Consider the following 18343-nt stretch of genomic DNA (forward strand, 5'->3'; position numbering starts at 1 on the left):
TGACAAGCTGATGCTTTGAAATCAAAGGCCGTCTGAAACCGATGTTTCAGACGGCCTTTCGTATCTTTGCGCCAACTATATTATAATTCGCCATTATTTTCTGAAAGACTGCCCCGATGACTGCCTACCAGCAACAACTAGCCGACAAAAAGCAATATCTTCAGCAACTTTTCCAAGGACTGGATTTTCCAGAAATCGAAGTCTTTGAATCTCCGGAACAGCATTACAGGATGCGCGCCGAGTTCCGCATCTGGCATAAAGGCGGCGAAATGTTTTACGCCATGTTTGAACGCGGGCAAAAGGCAAGCGGGGCAAGCCTGATCCGTTGCGACCAATTTCCTGCCGCGTCCGAATCCATCAATGCCTTGATGCCGAAATTGATTGAAGCCGCATCCAATCATCCCGAGCTGAAAAACCGCTGGTACGCCGTCGAATTTTTGTCCACTTTAAGCGGCGAAATGCTGGTTACCATGATTTACCACAAGAAGCTGAACGACGCATGGCAACAAGCCGCGCAAGAGCTGGCGCACAATTTGGGCATCCACATCATCGGCCGCAGCCGCGGACAAAAAATCGTATTAAGCCAAGATTTTGTGACCGAAGCATTGGAAGTCAACGGCAAGACCTTCCGCTATCGTCAAATCGAGGGCAGCTTTACCCAACCCAATGCCCAAGTATGCAAAAAAATGCTGACTTGGGCGTGTGATGCTGCGCAAAACTTAGGCAAAGACATGCTTGAGTTATACTGCGGCAACGGCAATTTCACCCTGCCGCTTTCGCAACATTTCAATCAAGTATTGGCAACCGAAGTTTCCAAAACCTCCGTCAATGCCGCCCAATGGAATATTGAAGCCAACCAAATTACCAATCTCAAAATCGCTCGTCTGTCTGCGGAAGAATTTACCGAGGCCTACACGCAAAACCGTGAATTCCGCCGCCTGCAAGAACAAGGCATCGACTTGAAAAACTATGATTTTTCAACCATTTTCGTTGATCCTCCACGCGCTGGTGTTGATGATGAGACGCTCAAATTGGTTGCCCGATTCGACAACGTCCTCTATATTTCCTGCAATCCTGAGACCCTGCGCACCAACCTCGACACGCTCTGTCAAACTCATACCATCGAACGCGCCGCCCTATTCGACCAATTCCCATTTACCCACCATATCGAAAGCGGCGTTTGGTTGAAGAAAAAATAAAACCATACAAAAAGGCCGTCTGAATGTTCAGACGGCCTTTAATTAACGGCATATTAAGCGATTTTCAAATCAATCCGCTTCCAAAACCACTTTCATGGCTTGGTTTTCAGCAGCGTGTTTGAATACATCGTAAGCTTTTTCCAATTCGCTAAATTTGAAATGGTGGGTCATCATTTTGGTGTAATCCACTGAGCTGCTGGAAATGGCTTTCATCAGCATTTCGGTGGTATTGGCGTTAACCAGGCCGGTAGTAATGGCAAGGTTTTTAATCCACAGTTTTTCCAGTTTGAAATCAACGGATTGGCCATGTACACCAACCACAGCGATATGGCCGCCGGGTTTCACGATGTCTTGGCACATATTCCAAGTCGCAGGGATACCGACCGCTTCGATGGCACAATCTACGCCGTCTTCGCCGACGATAGCGGCAACTTGCTTACTTACATCGCCGGAAGCAGGGTTAATGGTATGGGTCGCACCCAACTCTTTCGCCAGTTTCAAACGGTTTTCGTCCATATCGCAAACGATGATGGCTGCGGGGCTGTACAGTTGGGTGGTCAACAGGGCGGACATGCCGACAGGGCCTGCGCCTGCGATGAATACGGTGTCGCCGGGTTTGACATCGCCGTATTGCACGCCGATTTCGTGGGCAGTCGGCAAGGCATCGCTCAACAGCAGGGCGACTTCTTCATTGACGTTTTCGGGCAGCGGAACAAGGCTGTTGTCGGCATAAGGCGTGCGGACGCATTCGGCTTGTGTACCGTCGATCATGTAGCCCAAAATCCAGCCGCCGTTACGGCAGTGTGAATAGAGTTGGATTTTACAGTTATCGCAAGTACAGCATTTGCTGACACATGAAATAATGACTTTATCACCGACTTTGATGTTTTTTACAGCATCGCCGACTTCTTCTACAATACCGATACCCTCATGACCGAGGATACGACCATCGGCAACTTCAGGGTTTTTACCCTTCCAAATACCCAAGTCAGTACCGCAAATCGTGGTTTTAACGATTTTGACGACTGCATCAGTCGGATCGATAATTTGAGGGCGGGGCTTTTCTTCGAAACGGATGTCGTTTGCGCCATGATAAACCATTGCTTTCATGTGAATCTCCTTGAACGGTTAATAAACTTTAACAATACAGCGTAAATCCACGTTAACTATATTTATATACCCCTCCACCAGATAAGTCAATCCTGATTATTATTTTTTATGTTATACTGTAACATATTGTTTTAAAAATAAATAATTAAGAAGTAAATATTAATGAACACACACACATCCTTTGCACGACGACTCATCGATTGGCAACGGCAGCATGGTCGTCACGACTTGCCTTGGCAGGTCAAAGACCCCTATTCCGTCTGGCTTTCAGAAATCATGCTCCAACAAACGCAGGTTGCTACCGTATTGGACTACTATCCGCGTTTCTTAACCAAATTCCCAACCGTGCAATCGCTTGCCGCTGCGCAGCAAGACGAGGTTTTATCCTTGTGGGCAGGCTTGGGCTATTACAGCCGCGCACGCAATCTGCACAAAGCAGCGCAACAAGTCGTCAGACAATTCGGCGGTATCTTTCCATCCGAACGCAAAGACTTAGAAACGCTCTGCGGCGTAGGCAGAAGTACCGCCGCCGCTATTTCTGCCTTTGCTTTTAACCGACGAGAAACCATCTTGGACGGCAACGTCAAACGCGTTCTCTGCCGTGTTTTTGCCCAAGACGGCAATCCGCAAGACAAAAAATTTGAAAACTCGCTCTGGTCACTCGCCGAAAGCCTGCTGCCGTCTGAAAACACTGATATGCCTGCCTACACGCAAGGCTTGATGGATTTGGGCGCAACCGTCTGCAAACGAACAAAACCTTTGTGCCATCAATGCCCTATGGCAGACATCTGCGAAGCAAAAAAACAAAACCGCATTGACGAGCTACCCCGTAAAAAAACTGCTCCCGAAGTGCAAACCCTACCGCTTTATTGGCTGATTATCCATAACACTGACGGCGCATTATTGCTTGAAAAACGCCCTGCCAAAGGCATTTGGGGCGGTCTGTATTGCGTACCCTGTTTTGAAAAATTAGACGATTTGTATGCTTACGCAGAACGCTTCGGTATTATTTCAGACGGCCTTGAAGAACAAACCACATTTACCCACCGCCTGACCCACCGCTTATTGATGATTACCCCTTTTCAGACGCAACAAAGGCCGTCTGAACATCTTTCAGACGGCCTTTGGGTATCATTGGAACATTTAGCAGATTATGGTTTGCCCAAGCCTTTAATCAAATATTTGGCTAAAGGCTAAACCGCCCTATTCCACAATCTCTTTAAATACAACTTCTTTTCCGCCGCGAATCAGTACGGCAAACCCGTCGCCAATCTGCCAACGCGAGCTTGGATTGGCGTACTCTACGCCCTGACTCCGCAAGCGGACTTGCACCAGTTTCTCAACCGTATTGCCTTCACGCAGCTCAACCATCATCGGGCTGTGGCTGTTGATATAAATTGCAGTAATCGTCCGACCTTGTGCGGATTGATAACGGACAGAATACGTCTGCGCCTGTGCAATGACCGGTAAAGGCGCGTCAGGGCGCACGGCCTTATACGAGCCGCACGCAGCGCACAAACTCACGCACAAAGTACAGATGATTTTGTTCAATATAGGCATAGATCAGTAATGGTGATGCGGAATCTCGCCATCAAGACGGTAATAAGTGCCACAATATGGGCATTCAATCTCACTGTTGGACTGAATCGGCAAGAACACACGCGGATGGCCGTTCCATGTTTCATGATTAGGGCCGGAGCAATGCAGCGGCAAATCCTGCGGCTTGATGACTACAACGTTTTTTTCAGACTGTGTACTCATGGTTTGGTTCCTCACTATGTTTTCTTATCTTCCGATATTGTAAAGCAAAACGGCCAGTAGGTTCAGACTGAAAACATTATATAATCACTTTTTTCAGACGGCCTTTAATGATTATGACTACCCTGCTCCGCCTTCAAGATTTCGATACTTCCGATTCCGCTTCATTTCTTTATACACTCAGCGCAGCCTATTTGGATCAAACCGAACAGGCAGGCGACGAGGAAATGTCCGGCCTCAACGACGAACAGCATACATTGACCGCCCTTTGCTATCTCGACAGCCAGGTTCAAGAAGGCGGCTTCGTACAGCTTATCGCTTCAGGATACGGAGAATACATCTTCGGCAATCCGGTTGCCGACAGCCTGCGCCGCTGGCGCATCAAGCCGATACCGAAAATCTTAGACAAAGCCAAAGCCCTGTACGAAAAACACGGCGAAGCCATTGAAAAAATGGCGGACGAACAACAAGATTTCGACGAAATCCGCAAAGCTTTTCCCGATTTTGAAGAGCTTGACGGCGATTATTATGATGTTGTCGATAAAGACTTGGAAACTGCAGCAGCGTACGTTCAGGCAAATTGGGATAAATTTGCCAAACTGTCAGACTGAAACCATAAAACTTTGCCGGTTTGAATCATCTGTTCAAACCGGCAAAATCATCAATACGTCAAATTAACGTTTGTTTTTCTGATAAATCGGCATCACTTCAGGCAACATTTTGCGGATTGCATTGATACGCGCCTGATTGGTCGGGTGGGTCGACAAAATAGCCAATGAGCTGCCGCCCTGTACTTTGTTCATTTTTTCCCACACACTTACCGCAGCCTCAGGATTGTAGCCTGCTTCAGCCATCAAACGCACACCGCCGGCATCCGCTTCGCTTTCCTGATGGCGTGAGAACGGTTTGGTTGCCAACAAATCTGCACCCAAGCCGACCAAATCGCCATCCACACCGGTTGAGCTGGCCAAAATCGAACCGCCCAAGCCGGTCAATACTTGTCCGCCCAAAGCTTTTTTGCTGTGTTCCAACAGAGCATGGGTCATTTCATGGCCGACAACGGCGGCAATTTCATCATCAGTCAGCTTCAATTTCTCTACTATACCGGTGTACACGGCCATTTTACCGCCTGGCATTGCCCATGCGTTCATTTCATCACTGCGGATAACGTTCATCTGCCAGTTGAAAGGCACGCCGGTTTTGTTGGCGCGCTCAGCATGAGGACGCAGACGTGCAAACACGCGTTGAACGCGTTGAGCAGTTGGAGATGAAACATCCAAAGCTTTTTGACCACGCGCGTTTTGAATGACTTGTGAGTAACTTTTAGCCGCGTCTTCATTTAAAGTCGCAGTATCGTAGCCAACCATATCCGCTACAGAAGTACAGCCGGTCAACGCCAAAATCACACCCATGCCGGCCCAATATTTTTTATTCCATTTTTTCAACATGTTTTCTCTCTGTGTTTTAAAATTAATGTAACAACATTGTACCCAAATTTAATACCCTTTACACAAAAGGCCGTCTGAACGGTTTCAGACGGCCTTTAAGCGTAATATTTAAGAACGGCGCTGCAGCATCCAAGACTCAATCTTACGCGCATCGTTCACGCGGGTTGTGGAAGACGGAGAGTTGAGCAATACAATGGTAATCGGCTGATTCTGTACATTGGCCTTAACCACCATAGAACGTCCTGCTTCACGAATATAGCCGGTTTTCTGCAATTCGATATTCCAGCTGCCCTCACGCACCAAGGCATTGGAGTTTTTGTAGTTTTGACGACCATTTGCCGTCCAAACCGAGCCGTAATTTGAAGTCGAATTTTTGCGAATCAGCGGATACTTACTGGCTGCCGCAACCATGCGGTTCAAATCGCGTGCAGTGGAAACGTTTTGGAAATTCAAACCGGTAGGCTCATAGAAACGACTGCTGGTCATACCCAGGCTTTGCGCTTTGGCATTCATAGCCGCAACAAATGCGCTCATACCGCCCGGATACGTACGGCCCAATGCATGAGTAGCACGGTTTTCACTGCTCATCAGGCTCAGGTGCAACAGTTCGCCGCGTGTCAGCGTCGTGCCGATGCTCAAACGGCTGCCTGTACCTTTCAAACGGTCGATTTCAGCCTCGGTAATCGTGATAGGCTCGTTCATATCAAGATGCGCATCCAACACCACCATCGCGCTCATCAATTTGGAAATAGAGGCAATCGGCATGACACGATCAGGGTTTTTCTGATACAGCACTTCACCGGTTTTATTATTGAAAATCAAAGCAGATTGCGAAGACAACAGAGGGCCTGCCAAAGCGGCTTGAGCTTCGACTTGGTCGGCATGACTCAATGCAAAAGCTTCCAGCGGGTCATTTTGCACTGGGAAATTTTGCTCCAAAAATTGTCCCAATACATCCATATCATTGGCAACGGCAGGCGCAGAAGCAAAGGCCAATGCCACACCTGTCCATACCATTCCTAAAGTTTTATAGAATTTCATATCTGCCAATTCAAAAAAATACATTTAATTCAACATTCTGTTAAATTTTTCGGCAATTGTAAAGCGAGTTGAGAAAACTTTGCGTTTGTTTGCGAGATATTCAAATCCAGCGCCCGCATCTGTTTCTTAGACGATATGGCGCAATGCCTGCTCTGATTTGAAAAAACACAAGATAGTCATTATACTTAGGCTCCTTTGTCAGAGGCATTCCCTCAATCCGGCAATACGCCCGAAATATCTGTTCCCCCTTTACAACACAGCCTCCATACAACCATACGAAGAAATTATTATGTCTGAAGAAAAACGCACCTGTTCATTCTGCGGGAAGTCCGAAAACGACGTTAAAAACCTGATCGAAGGCGAACACGCCTTCATCTGCAACGAATGTGTAGAAACTTGCGGCATAATGCTGCAAGACAACGAGTTCGGCGAAATTGAAAACGAGCTTGTCAAAGCGAAAGAAGAAAACGCCGAGAAAAAACTGCCTACCCCGGCCGAAATCGTTGCCAACCTCAACGACCACGTTATCGGTCAGGAACACGCAAAAAAAGCGTTGGCAGTATCGGTTTACAACCACTACAAACGCCTGCGCCACCCGAAAGCGGAGGGCAAAGTCGAGTTGTCCAAATCCAATATCCTGCTCATCGGCCCTACCGGCTCAGGTAAAACCCTGTTGGCGCAATCTTTGGCGCGCAAACTGGATGTACCTTTTGTCATGGCGGATGCCACAACTTTGACCGAAGCCGGTTATGTCGGTGAAGACGTCGAACAAATCATCACCAAACTTTTGGGCAAATGTGATTTTGACGTTGAAAAAGCCCAGCGCGGCATCGTTTATATCGATGAAATCGATAAAATTTCACGCAAAAGCGACAATCCGTCCATCACGCGCGACGTATCCGGCGAAGGCGTGCAACAAGCCTTGCTGAAACTGATTGAAGGCACGGTAGCCAGCGTTCCCCCTCAAGGCGGCCGCAAACATCCAAACCAAGAATTCATCAACGTTGATACTACCAACATCCTCTTTATCTGCGGTGGCGCATTTGCCGGCTTGGAAAAAGTCATCCGACAACGTACTGAAAAAGGCGGTATCGGCTTTGGTGCAGCGGTACACAGCAAAGATGAAAACGCCGATATTTCAGCACTGTTTGAAACAGTCGAGCCTGAAGATTTGATTAAATTCGGTTTGATTCCCGAGCTTATCGGCCGTCTGCCCGTGATTGCCACATTGGCAGAATTGGACGAAGATGCTTTGGTCAACATTTTGACCGAACCTAAAAATGCCTTGGTCAAACAATATCAAACCTTGTTTGAAATGGAAGATGTTGGCCTTGAGTTTGAAGAAGATGCTTTGCGCAGCATCGCCAAACTGGCTATGGAACGCAAAACCGGTGCGCGTGGCCTGCGCTCTATCGTCGAACGTTGCCTCTTAGACACCATGTACACCCTGCCAGATTTGAAAGACGTAGCCAAAGTTGTCATCAATAAAGAGGTGGTGGAAAAAGGCGATCAGCCAAAACTTTTCCGTGAAGACGGCAACGAATACAAGCAATAAGGTTTATTCTCCGAAAAAGACGTGTAACCGTTACACGTCTTTTTTTATTTTCTTAATAAAACCAAAAGCATATCTTTGAATAATGGTCTTATACATGAAAAACAAAGGCCGTCTGAAACATATTCAGACGGCCTTTGTTTTCAAGTTGCTCTAAGTCTGCCTTCATCCGGAGTATTGATGATGGTGACTTCCTTGAATTTTATGAAACTTATTTTTTTGCTTTTTTAACAGCTTTTTTAGCAGTAGCAGCTTTGGCGGCAGGCTTAGAAGCCGCAGCCTCAGGCGCTGCTACCGGTTCAGAGGCAGCAGGCTCGGAGGCAGCAGGCTCGGAGGCAACTGATTCAGCGGTACGTTGATAGCCTTTGCCTTTCATGCAGGCATCAAATACAGCGCGGTCAGCATTTTCACCAGATGCTTGTTGGCATTGAGTCATTGCTTCTTCAACAGTGATGCGTGGCGCTACCGCTTCTTCAGGCTTGGAAGAAGAACAAGCTACCAACATCAGGCTACCGGTTGCAAGAGCGATCAATAAAGTTTTCATAATTGTATATTCCTAAATTTTGATTTTATGGTTTACCGTTAAACGGGAGATACAGGCTGCAAAACAAGCTCTGCACCTCAATATTGAGTACGTGAGTACAATTTAGTTTCATTTCAGCCTGTAAGTTTTTGATAAATTAATTCTATTGAAGTTAAGACAAATGCTTAATCCTCAATAAACTCAAAACCTTGCAGGCCAGTCATTTTTTCTGATTTTGAACTATAAAAATATCAAAACTTGGTCAATTCTAGCCGCAACCATCATTTGGGGAGTCCCTCTTTTTATGGCATAATGAACTACTTGACGGATTATTCCGCTCCCCCTTTTTTCAAACCGCAGAATCAAAATCATACTGCGGTTTATCCATTTCAGAATCAGATTTTTCAGACGGCCTCATCATTCAGAAGGCCGTCTGAACAGAAAGCCACCATCATGAATCCTTTCTCTTCACTCGGTTTAGGCAGCGAATTAGTCTCTGCCCTCACCGATCAGGGTTATGAAAACCCGACGCCTATTCAAGCCGCAGCGATTCCTAAAGCCTTGGCAGGACACGACCTTTTAGCCGCAGCACAAACCGGCACAGGTAAAACCGCCGCCTTTATGCTGCCCAGCCTCGAACGCCTGAAACGCTACGCCACATCCAGCACCTCCCCTGCCATGCATCCTGTCCGCATGTTGGTATTGACCCCGACCCGCGAACTGGCCGATCAAATCGATCAAAACGTGCAGGCATACATTAAGAATCTTCCTTTACGCCATACCGTCCTCTTTGGCGGCGTCAATATGGACAAACAAACTGCCGACTTGCGCGCCGGTTGCGAAATCGTTGTCGCTACGGTTGGCCGACTGCTCGACCACTTTAAACAAAAAAACATCAATTTAAACAAAGTTGAAATCGTTGTACTCGACGAAGCCGACCGTATGCTTGATATGGGTTTCATCGACGATATCCGCAAAATCATGCAGATGCTGCCCAAACAGCGACAAACCCTGCTTTTCTCCGCCACTTTCTCACCGCCTATCCGCAAGCTTGCGCAAGATTTTATGCACACGCCTGAAATGGTTGAAGTGGCTGCGCAAAATACCACCAACGCCAATGTCGAGCAACACATCATTGCCGTTGATGCACTCAAAAAACGCAACCTGCTCGAACGTCTGATTGTTGATTTGCATATGAATCAAGTCATTGTATTCTGCAAAACCAAACAAAGCGTCGATCAAGTTACCCGCGACCTCGTACGCCGCAACATTGCCGCGCAATCCATCCACGGCGATAAATCCCAACAAAGCCGACTGGAAACCCTCAACGCCTTTAAAGAATGTACATTACGCGTTTTGGTTGCCACTGACGTTGCCGCACGCGGCCTGGATATTGCCGAGTTGCCTTTCGTCATCAACTACGAGCTGCCAACCCAACCTGAAGACTACGTCCACCGCATCGGACGTACCGGCCGGGCCGGTGCTGACGGCGTTGCCATTTCCTTAATGGATAAAACCGAACAGAAAATGTTTGAATCTATTAAAGAACTAACCGGCAGCGATTTGAATGTGGAACGCATCGAAGGCTTTGAGCCGCATTGGTGGGGTAACGACAATCAAGATGAAGCCGAAGCGCAACCGGTTCAGCACAACGACAGCCGCTCTCGCCGTGAGGATAGAAACAAACGCAACGAATACGCAAATAAATCAGATAAAAGCTCAAAAAAAGCAGAAGAGAAAAATGATCCGGGTATTGTCTGCGGCAAAATTGCCGGCAGAACACGCCGCAGCCGTCACGAGCGTCAGCCTTGCGCCCTGCTCCAACCTGGTTTTGGCGTAAAGTAAACAACGCTGATTAATCGGTTTTCTGATTATTTATCCTAAGCAAAGGCCGTCTGAAACTTATCTTTCAGACGGCCTTTTATTAAACTAAAAATGAAAAGGACGTGATAAACACGCCCTTTATTTTTTCCGTTTCAGACGGCCTTTATTATTTAAGGCCGTCTGAAAATCGGTTTACCTTGTTACATTAAACATTCACGGTTTCGGCTACTTCGTTGTAGCTGTCGATTTCGTTGAAGTTCATGTAGCGGTAGATTTGGTCGCCCTGCTCGTTGATGATACCGATATTGGCTTGGTATTCTTCAACAGTCGGGATTTTACCCAGTTTGGAGCAGATTGCCGCCAACTCAGCCGAGCCGAGGTAAACAAAGGTGTTTTTACCCAAGCGGTTCGGGAAGTTACGGGTAGATGTGGACATTACAGTCGCGCCTTCGTGTACTTGTGCTTGGTTACCCATACACAATGAGCAACCCGGCATTTCCATACGCGCGCCTGCACGGCCGAGTACGCCGTAGTGGCCTTCGTCGGACAACTCTTTCGCGTCCATTTTGGTCGGCGGCGCTACCCACAGGCGCACGGGAATATCGCTCTTGCCTTCCAAGAGTTTGGAAGCGGCGCGGAAGTGGCCGATGTTGGTCATACAAGAACCGATGAACACTTCGTCGATTTTGGTGCCGGAGCGTTCAGACATGAAGCACACGTCGTCAGGGTCGTTCGGGCAAGCAATAATCGGCTCTTTAATGTCGTCCATGTTGATCTCAATCACGGCGGCGTATTCGGCATCTTTATCCGCTTCGAGCAGCTCCGGGTTCGCCAGCCATGCTTCCATGGTTTTGATACGGCGTTCCAAAGTGCGCGAATCTTGATAGCCGTCGGCAATCATGTTTTTCATCAACACAATGTTGGATTTCATGTACTCGATAATCGGCTCTTTGTTGAGCTTCACAGTACAGCCTGCAGCAGAACGTTCGGCAGACGCATCAGTCAATTCAAAGGCTTGTTCCACTTTCAAATCAGGCAGACCTTCGATTTCGAGGATGCGGCCGGAGAAGATATTTTTCTTACCGGCTTTAGCAACAGTAAGCAGGCCTTGTTTAATCGCGTACAACGGAATGGCGTTCACCAAATCGCGCAGGGTTACGCCCGGTTGCAGTTTGCCGCTGAAGCGTACCAATACGGACTCAGGCATATCGAGCGGCATTACGCCTGTGGCTGCTGCGAAAGCAACCAAGCCGGAGCCGGCAGGGAAAGAAATACCGATAGGGAATCGGGTGTGGCTGTCGCCGCCGGTACCGACTGTATCAGGCAACAGCAGACGATTGAGCCATGAGTGAATCACGCCATCGCCCGGACGCAGAGCCACACCGCCACGGGTAGAAATGAAGGCTGGCAATTCTTTATGGGTTCTCACATCGACAGGTTTTGGATAAGCGGCGGTGTGACAGAAAGACTGCATTACCATATCTGCTGAGAAGCCCAAGCAAGCCAAGTCTTTCAATTCATCGCGAGTCATCGGACCGGTAGTATCTTGCGAGCCGACAGTAGTCATACGTGGTTCGCAGTAAGTACCTGGGCGCACGCCTTTGCCTTCTGGCAAACCGCAGGCACGGCCAACCATTTTTTGAGCCAAGGTGAAACCGGCTTTGCTTTCAGCAGGCGCTTGAGGCAGACGGAATTCGGTAGAAGCAGGCAGTTTCAGTGCTTCGCGTGCTTTAGCAGTCAGACCGCGACCGATAATCAGGTTAATACGGCCACCGGCTTGCACTTCGTCCAGCAAGACTTGAGATTTCAGGCTGAACTCGGCAACGGTTTCGCCGTTTTTCACGATTTTGCCTTCATAAGGCAGGATATCGACGACATCGCCCATTTTCAGAGCAGATACATCGACTTCAATCGGCAATGCGCCGGAGTCTTCTTGAGTATTGAAGAAAATAGGAGCAATTTTGCCACCCAGACATACGCCACCGAAACGTTTGTTCGGTACGAACGGAATATCTTCGCCTGTATGCCAAATCACGGAGTTGGTAGCAGATTTACGTGAAGAACCGGTACCGACCACGTCGCCAACGTAAGCAACCGGATGGCCTTTGGCTTTGAGTTCTTCCAACAATTTAATCGGACCGACTTCGCCAGGTTTGTCAGGATTGATGCCATCGCGCGGGTTTTTCAACATCGCCAGCGCGTGCAGAGGGATATCAGGACGGCTCCATGCATCAGGTGCAGGAGAGAGGTCGTCTGTATTGGTTTCACCGTCGACTTTGAAGACGGTAACAGTGATTTTTTCTGGAACTTTGGCGCGTGAGGTGAACCATTCGGCATCTGCCCAAGATTGCAATACTTCTTGTGCGTATTTATTGCCTTTTTCGGCTTTTTCTTGAACATCGTGGAAAGAGTCAAACATCAGCAGAGTGTGTTTCAGACCATTTGCAGCGATAGGCGCAAGTTTGTCGTTGTCCAAGAGTTCGATGAGTGCATGAATGTTGTAACCGCCAAGCATGGTGCCCAACAGCTCGGTAGCATACTCAGGGGAAATCAGCGGACTGGATGCGCTGCCTTCGGCAACGGCTGCCAAAAATGAGGCTTTAACTTTGGCGGCATCGTCCACACCGGGTGGTACGCGATGAGCCAACAGCTCAACCAAGAATTCACCTTCACCGGCAGGTGGATTTTTCAGCAGCTCAACCAAATCAGCAGTCTGCTGAGCAGTCAGAGGAAGGGCGGGAATACCAAGGGCGGCGCGCTCGGCGGCGGCTTTACGATAGGCTTCTAACATCTCTTTGTTCCTTTTTCTGTTTTTTCTTCTGGGCAGTTGCAAATGATTTGCAATTAAGGATTGTAAACAATCCTTTTAAGCATCATAGACCAGTTTTCAAAAAATGGGAACAGTTATGTTACTGAATGTAATAAATTTAAACTATTTTATTTAATGTGTTAATAGTTTAACCTATCTAAAGCCGCCCTCTTCTATGCGTTTTAGCCAAACAGACGGGAAACTTCGGCTGATTTTTTACGGTACGGCAATATGATTTCAACGCGGAACAGGCCGTCTGATTGGATGTTTCTGATTTTCGCGTCGGTGTCATACATCAAAGTCAGGCGCTCTTTCAGATTGCGCAGAGCCATAGAATTGCCTTTATGCGGCTTGGTATTTTCGTTAGGCTCCGTTCCGCACGGATTTTCGATACTGATGAAAATAGATGATTTTTCCAATTTTGTTAATACCGTAATTATCCCTGGACGGTGGATGGATTCGACACCGTGAAATACGGCATTTTCCAAAAGCGGTTGCAACAGCAGATGCGGCGTTTCCGCATCATCCGGCGCATGGTGCTGCCACATAACCTGTACGCGCATATGTCCCATGCGGATTTGCTCGATGGCAATATATTCCTGCGCCCACTCGATTTCCTGCCCTAAGGTACTGTTTTGACTACCGTCGCGCAGTTGCGCGCGGAACAGGTTGGCCAGATTTTCCAGCAAAGTTTCCGCATCATACGGACGCAAACGGATCAGGCTGATAGCAGCATTTAGACTGTTAAACAAGAAATGCGGACGGATACGCGCCGTCAACGCGCTCAGTCTGGCTTCGGAAATGGAAGGCGCGAGGCTGTTGCGACGGGATGCTTCGATGTACATGAAACTGAAACAAAAAAAGGTCAGCAAGAAGAAGTGTTGAATCAGCGGCCAAATTTCCGTCTTCAAAATCACTAGATCGACAAACAAGAAAATCAGCAGGTTGGAGACGTAGGAAACCACAACGCTGTACTGCGAGCGAAGCAGGGACGGCGCAAATGCCTGTAAGAAATAGACTTTAAGTAAAATTAAAAGGATGACGGGGCAAGCCCATGAAAAATGTTGGAAAATCTGTTCCGGATAAGGCACGCCCGATACCGTCATCAACGGAAAGATAAACAAACTGATTAACAAAACAATGAGCAGGCGCACCAAAGTTGCGGAATTGCGCAAATCCGGCACTGCGAAATTCTGGTTTATTTGACGTATAATAGACATGATTTCAACCGTTTTCTTTCATAATGTATAGACGGGTCTGCTATATTGAAGACGTAGACCCTGTTTTTTTATTTATATTTTAAGGATGCTGATATGAGCAAGGACAAAACCTGGTCAGGCCGTTTTAACGAACCTGTTTCCGAGCTGGTCAAAAAATATACCGGCTCGATTGATTTTGACAAACGACTGGCAGAATGGGACATCCAAGGCTCGCTGGCACATGCGCAAATGCTGACACAGTCGGGCGTTTTGAGCGAAGACGACCTCTCCGCCATCCGTCAGGGCATGGCCGAGATTATAGCAGAAATCAAAGAAGGAACGATTTCCTGGTCGCTGGATTTGGAAGATGTCCACATGAACATCGAACGCCGCCTCACCGACAAAATCGGCGATGCCGGCAAACGCCTGCACACCGGCCGAAGCCGCAACGACCAAGTCGCTACCGACATCCGCCTGTGGCTGCGCGATCAAATTACCGTTATTCAAAGCCTGATTCAAAACCTTCAGACGGCCTTGGTTGATTTGGCGGAACAAAACGCCGAAACCGTCATGCCCGGCTTTACCCACCTGCAAGTTGCCCAGCCGGTCAACTTCGGGCATCACATGCTCGCCTACGTTGAAATGCTCGGCCGCGATTTCGAGCGCATGGCCGACTGCCGCAAGCGCGTCAACCGTATGCCGCTCGGCGCTGCAGCACTGGCCGGTACCACCTACCCGATTCAACGCGAAATTACCGCCGAGCTGCTGGGCTTTGAACAAATCTGCCAAAACTCGCTTGATGCCGTATCTGACCGCGATTTTGCCATTGAGTTCACGGCCGCCGCTTCCCTGATTATGGTTCATCTGAGCCGTCTTTCCGAAGAATTGATTTTGTGGATGAGCCCGCGTTTCGGCTTTATCGATATTGCCGACCGTTTCTGCACCGGCTCTTCCATCATGCCGCAAAAGAAAAACCCCGATGTACCCGAACTCGTGCGCGGTAAATCCGGTCGCGTGATTGGCCACCTGATCGGCCTGGTTACCCTGATGAAATCGCAACCTTTAGCATACAACAAAGACAATCAGGAAGACAAAGAGCCTTTGTTTGATACTGCCGACACGCTTATCGACACCCTGCGCATTTACGCCGACATGATGCGCGGCGTGACCGTCAAACCCGACAATATGCGCGCCGCCGTAATGCAGGGTTTTGCAACGGCTACCGATTTGGCGGATTACTTAGTGAAAAAAGGCATGCCTTTCCGCGACAGCCACGAAGTCGTTGCCCAAGCCGTGCGCCATGCCGATGAAGCTGGCGTTGATTTAAGCGAATTGCCGCTTGAAGTCCTGCAAGGTTTCAGCGGTTTGATTGCCGACGACGTTTACAGCGTGCTGACACCCGAAGGCAGCTTAAACGCGCGCAACCACTTGGGCGGTACCGCGCCTGAACAAGTCCGTTTCCAAGTCAAACGCTGGCGTGAATTATTGGCTTAAACCCATCTAAACACATAATAAAAGGCCGCCTGAAAATTTTCAGACGGCCTTTTGATTACCTGTGTTACACTCAACCTCACAATAAAAACAGATAAACCTAAACTTACCTTCAAACGAGAAAACACGCCTCCTGACTTTGCCGCCATCTTCAAATAAAAGGAGCAAGGATGAAAAACATTGTCTTAAAATTGATCATGATCTGCCTATGCTGCGGATGCTATGCCGTATTCGTCGCTTGGGAAAATGGCGGATTCAGCCAGCTCCATGATTTTCAAGCAATAGAGAGCAACGGCATGAGCGTATACCTTCATCAAACCTCCCCCGCAGCCATGCAGGCCGAAAAAAACGAGCTGTCGATTTTGCAAAACAACCAAAACAGCTTAGCCTCTTGCGTCGGCATTGAATCTTTATGCGAACACGCCAAGCCAGGAATCTGGGTTGAACATGCCAAATTCTTGCAACACAAAGACACGGGCAAATTATTGGTACTTTCGTTGGACTATTTGGAAAACAATGACACCGCAAAAAACCTACACAACCGCTATACTGCATCGCTCCTCCCCCAAGCAGACAGAACGGAAGCGTGGCATTACGCCTGGCGTACATTTTTGAGCTCAATAATGTTTCTAATGGTCGTCAATCTGACGCCAATGATTTTTACCCTATTCGAGGAAAAAACAACCGCAGCATAAAAACATGCCGTCTGAACACATTTTCAGACGGCATGTTTCATTATTAAAGCTTAACGCGGATGAACCATATCGGCAGGAACGACCAATTCGTCAAACTCTTCACCTGTTAACAAGCCCAATTCGATGGCAGTTTCGCGCAACGATTTGTCGTTTTTGTAGGCGGTTTTGGCGACTTTGGCAGCGTTTTCGTAGCCGATTTTACGGTTCAACGCAGTAACCAGCATCAGGGAGTGGTGCAGGAAATAGTCGATTTTTTCCGGCACGGGTTCGATGCCGACGGCGCAGTGTTCGTTGAAGCTGTTGCACGCGTCACCCAAGAGGCGGATGGATTGCAATAGGTTGTAGGCGATAACGGGCATATAGACGTTCAGCTCGAAATTGCCCGATGCGCCCGCCATGCCGATGGTGACGTCGTTGCCGAACACTTGGCAGCACACCATGGTCATCGCTTCGCATTGGGTCGGGTTGACTTTACCCGGCATGATGGACGAACCCGGCTCGTTTTCGGGGATTTTGATCTCGCCCAAACCGCAGCGCGGGCCGCTTGCCAGCCAGCGGATGTCGTTGGCGATTTTGTTCAGGCTTGCCGCAAGCGTTTTCAATGCGCCCGAAGCGGCAACGGCGGCATCGCGTCCGCCCAAGGCTTCAAATTTGTTCGGTGCACTAACAAACGGCAGGCCGGACAATTCGGCGAGTTTGGCGGCGGCTTTTTCGGCGTATTCGGGATGGCTGTTTAATCCCGTACCGACTGCTGTGCCGCCCAAGGCGAGTTCATACAAGTCTTTAAGTGCATCGTTCAGACGGCCTAAACCGTGATCAAGCTGGGAAACATAACCGGAAAACTCTTGTCCCAAAGTCAGCGGCGTTGCGTCTTGCAAATGTGTGCGGCCGATTTTGACGATGGGGGCGAAGGCTTGGGCTTTTTTGTCCAAGGTGTCGCGCAAGGTTTTTACCGCTGGAATAAGGTGGCGGTTGATTTCAATCGCGGCGGCGACGTGGATGGCGGTTGGGAACGCATCATTAGTCGATTGCGCGTGGTTCACATGGTCGTTGGGATGTACGGGCTGGTACGCTGCCAAACCCGTACCAGCGATTTCGTTGGCACGGTTTGCCAGCACTTCGTTCATATTCATATTGGATTGCGTGCCGGAGCCGGTCTGCCACACTACCAATGGGAACTGCCCGTCAAGCTTGCCGTTCAACACATCATCCGCTGCCTGCGTAATCAAATCCGCCTGCTCGGGCTTAATTCTGCCGAGGGAAACATTGGTGGCGGCTGCGGCTTTTTTTACCAGCGCCAAAGCATAAATCAACGGCTGCGGCAAGGTTTCGCCGCCGATTTTAAAATTGTTGCGGCTACGCTGGGTCTGCGCGCCCCAATAGGCTTCGGATGGGACTTCGACATTGCCCATGGTGTCGTGTTCGGTACGGGTACTCATGCGTTTCTCCTACATTAAAATAGAAATAATAATGATTCGTAAAATTATTATAACCAGCAATAGGCCGTCTGAAAAGAGAGATATTTTTTCAGACGGCCTATCTGCTTTATAAACGGAAAACACAACCGCAAGATGAAACGCAAATATAAACCTCGCTAACACTCCCCTCTTCTAAAAGTTTTTAGCCCGTATCGGCTTGTGTTCAAGGCTAAAGCTTTCCTTGCCGACAATAAAGTTTTGTCGGCTTCAGACACT

At 48.5% G+C, this 18343-nt stretch carries 16 protein-coding genes; 7 read left to right on the forward strand and 9 right to left on the reverse strand.

Features of this window, described 5'->3' with window-relative positions; all coding sequences use genetic code 11:
* Positions 1-116 precede the first annotated feature (116 nt).
* The gene (gene trmA / locus ACTHSW_RS02830) at positions 117-1199 is read left to right on the forward strand and encodes a tRNA (uridine(54)-C5)-methyltransferase TrmA (RefSeq protein ID WP_070616030.1); all 1083 of its coding nucleotides are present in this window, start codon (positions 117-119) and stop codon (positions 1197-1199) included.
* A 69-nt stretch (positions 1200-1268) separates the two neighbouring features.
* On the opposite strand, the gene ACTHSW_RS02835 is transcribed toward trmA, so the two are convergent.
* Positions 1269-2309: a zinc-dependent alcohol dehydrogenase family protein gene (locus tag ACTHSW_RS02835; protein ID WP_070616029.1), complete on the reverse strand. Its 1041-nt coding sequence runs from the start codon at positions 2307-2309 to the stop codon at positions 1269-1271.
* A gap of 162 nt (positions 2310-2471) precedes the next feature.
* Between ACTHSW_RS02835 and mutY the strand changes: the two genes are divergently transcribed.
* The gene (gene mutY, locus ACTHSW_RS02840; RefSeq protein ID WP_107792396.1) at positions 2472-3506 is read left to right on the forward strand and encodes an A/G-specific adenine glycosylase; all 1035 of its coding nucleotides are present in this window, start codon (positions 2472-2474) and stop codon (positions 3504-3506) included.
* Between the two features lie 6 nt (positions 3507-3512).
* Here mutY and ACTHSW_RS02845 read toward each other — a convergent pair whose 3' ends face one another.
* Together ACTHSW_RS02845 and ACTHSW_RS02850 are read right to left on the reverse strand one after the other, a co-directional pair.
* A complete protein-coding gene (locus ACTHSW_RS02845) occupies positions 3513-3869 on the reverse strand; it encodes a hypothetical protein (RefSeq protein ID WP_440373751.1) in 357 nt (118 codons plus the stop codon).
* 3 nt (positions 3870-3872) lie between these two features.
* The gene (locus ACTHSW_RS02850) at positions 3873-4070 is read right to left on the reverse strand and encodes a zinc-finger domain-containing protein (RefSeq protein ID WP_003745781.1); all 198 of its coding nucleotides are present in this window, start codon (positions 4068-4070) and stop codon (positions 3873-3875) included.
* Between the two features lie 113 nt (positions 4071-4183).
* On the opposite strand from ACTHSW_RS02850, the gene ACTHSW_RS02855 reads away from it, so the two are divergent.
* Entirely contained in the window at positions 4184-4678 is a 495-nt protein-coding gene (locus ACTHSW_RS02855) for a DMP19 family protein (RefSeq protein ID WP_070645198.1), read from the forward strand.
* A 63-nt stretch (positions 4679-4741) separates the two neighbouring features.
* Here the strand turns inward: ACTHSW_RS02855 and ACTHSW_RS02860 are convergent, their stop codons facing one another.
* Positions 4742-5515, reverse strand: coding sequence for a M48 family metallopeptidase (locus ACTHSW_RS02860; protein WP_440373752.1), 774 nt, complete (start codon positions 5513-5515; stop codon positions 4742-4744).
* Positions 5516-5623: 108 nt separating this feature from the next.
* Positions 5624-6532, reverse strand: coding sequence for a serine hydrolase (locus ACTHSW_RS02865; protein WP_371459479.1), 909 nt, complete (start codon positions 6530-6532; stop codon positions 5624-5626).
* Positions 6533-6845: 313 nt separating this feature from the next.
* On the opposite strand from ACTHSW_RS02865, the gene clpX reads away from it, so the two are divergent.
* On the forward strand, positions 6846-8111 hold the full coding sequence (gene clpX, locus ACTHSW_RS02870; protein WP_070461379.1) for an ATP-dependent Clp protease ATP-binding subunit ClpX: 1266 nt from the start codon (positions 6846-6848) through the stop codon (positions 8109-8111).
* Positions 8112-8319: 208 nt separating this feature from the next.
* Here clpX and ACTHSW_RS02875 read toward each other — a convergent pair whose 3' ends face one another.
* Positions 8320-8652 carry a hypothetical protein gene (locus tag ACTHSW_RS02875; RefSeq protein ID WP_070461378.1) on the reverse strand — a complete coding sequence of 111 codons (333 nt, stop codon included), beginning with the start codon at positions 8650-8652 and terminating at the stop codon, positions 8320-8322.
* Positions 8653-9081: 429 nt separating this feature from the next.
* On the opposite strand from ACTHSW_RS02875, the gene ACTHSW_RS02880 reads away from it, so the two are divergent.
* On the forward strand, positions 9082-10476 hold the full coding sequence (locus ACTHSW_RS02880) for a DEAD/DEAH box helicase (protein ID WP_107810871.1): 1395 nt from the start codon (positions 9082-9084) through the stop codon (positions 10474-10476).
* 184 nt (positions 10477-10660) lie between these two features.
* Here ACTHSW_RS02880 and acnB read toward each other — a convergent pair whose 3' ends face one another.
* The gene (gene acnB, locus ACTHSW_RS02885) at positions 10661-13246 is read right to left on the reverse strand and encodes a bifunctional aconitate hydratase 2/2-methylisocitrate dehydratase (protein WP_070461377.1); all 2586 of its coding nucleotides are present in this window, start codon (positions 13244-13246) and stop codon (positions 10661-10663) included.
* A 200-nt stretch (positions 13247-13446) separates the two neighbouring features.
* Positions 13447-14484, reverse strand: a complete 1038-nt coding sequence (locus ACTHSW_RS02890; protein WP_070461376.1) for a sensor histidine kinase — start codon at positions 14482-14484, stop codon at positions 13447-13449.
* A gap of 93 nt (positions 14485-14577) precedes the next feature.
* Here ACTHSW_RS02890 and argH point away from each other — a divergent pair, with 93 nt between their 5' ends.
* Both argH and ACTHSW_RS02900 read left to right on the forward strand, forming a co-directional pair.
* Complete coding sequence (argH, locus tag ACTHSW_RS02895; RefSeq protein WP_107810851.1) at positions 14578-15957, forward strand: argininosuccinate lyase; 1380 nt, start codon at positions 14578-14580, stop codon at positions 15955-15957.
* Between the two features lie 167 nt (positions 15958-16124).
* A complete protein-coding gene (locus ACTHSW_RS02900; protein WP_440373753.1) occupies positions 16125-16649 on the forward strand; it encodes a hypothetical protein in 525 nt (174 codons plus the stop codon).
* A gap of 50 nt (positions 16650-16699) precedes the next feature.
* On the opposite strand, the gene fumC is transcribed toward ACTHSW_RS02900, so the two are convergent.
* A complete protein-coding gene (gene fumC / locus ACTHSW_RS02905; protein WP_440365001.1) occupies positions 16700-18088 on the reverse strand; it encodes a class II fumarate hydratase in 1389 nt (462 codons plus the stop codon).
* Positions 18089-18343 lie beyond the last annotated feature (255 nt).

The sequence above is a fragment of the Neisseria sp. P0008.S004 genome, from assembly GCF_051962755.1.
Taxonomy (GTDB): Bacteria; Pseudomonadota; Gammaproteobacteria; order Burkholderiales; family Neisseriaceae; genus Neisseria; species Neisseria subflava_A.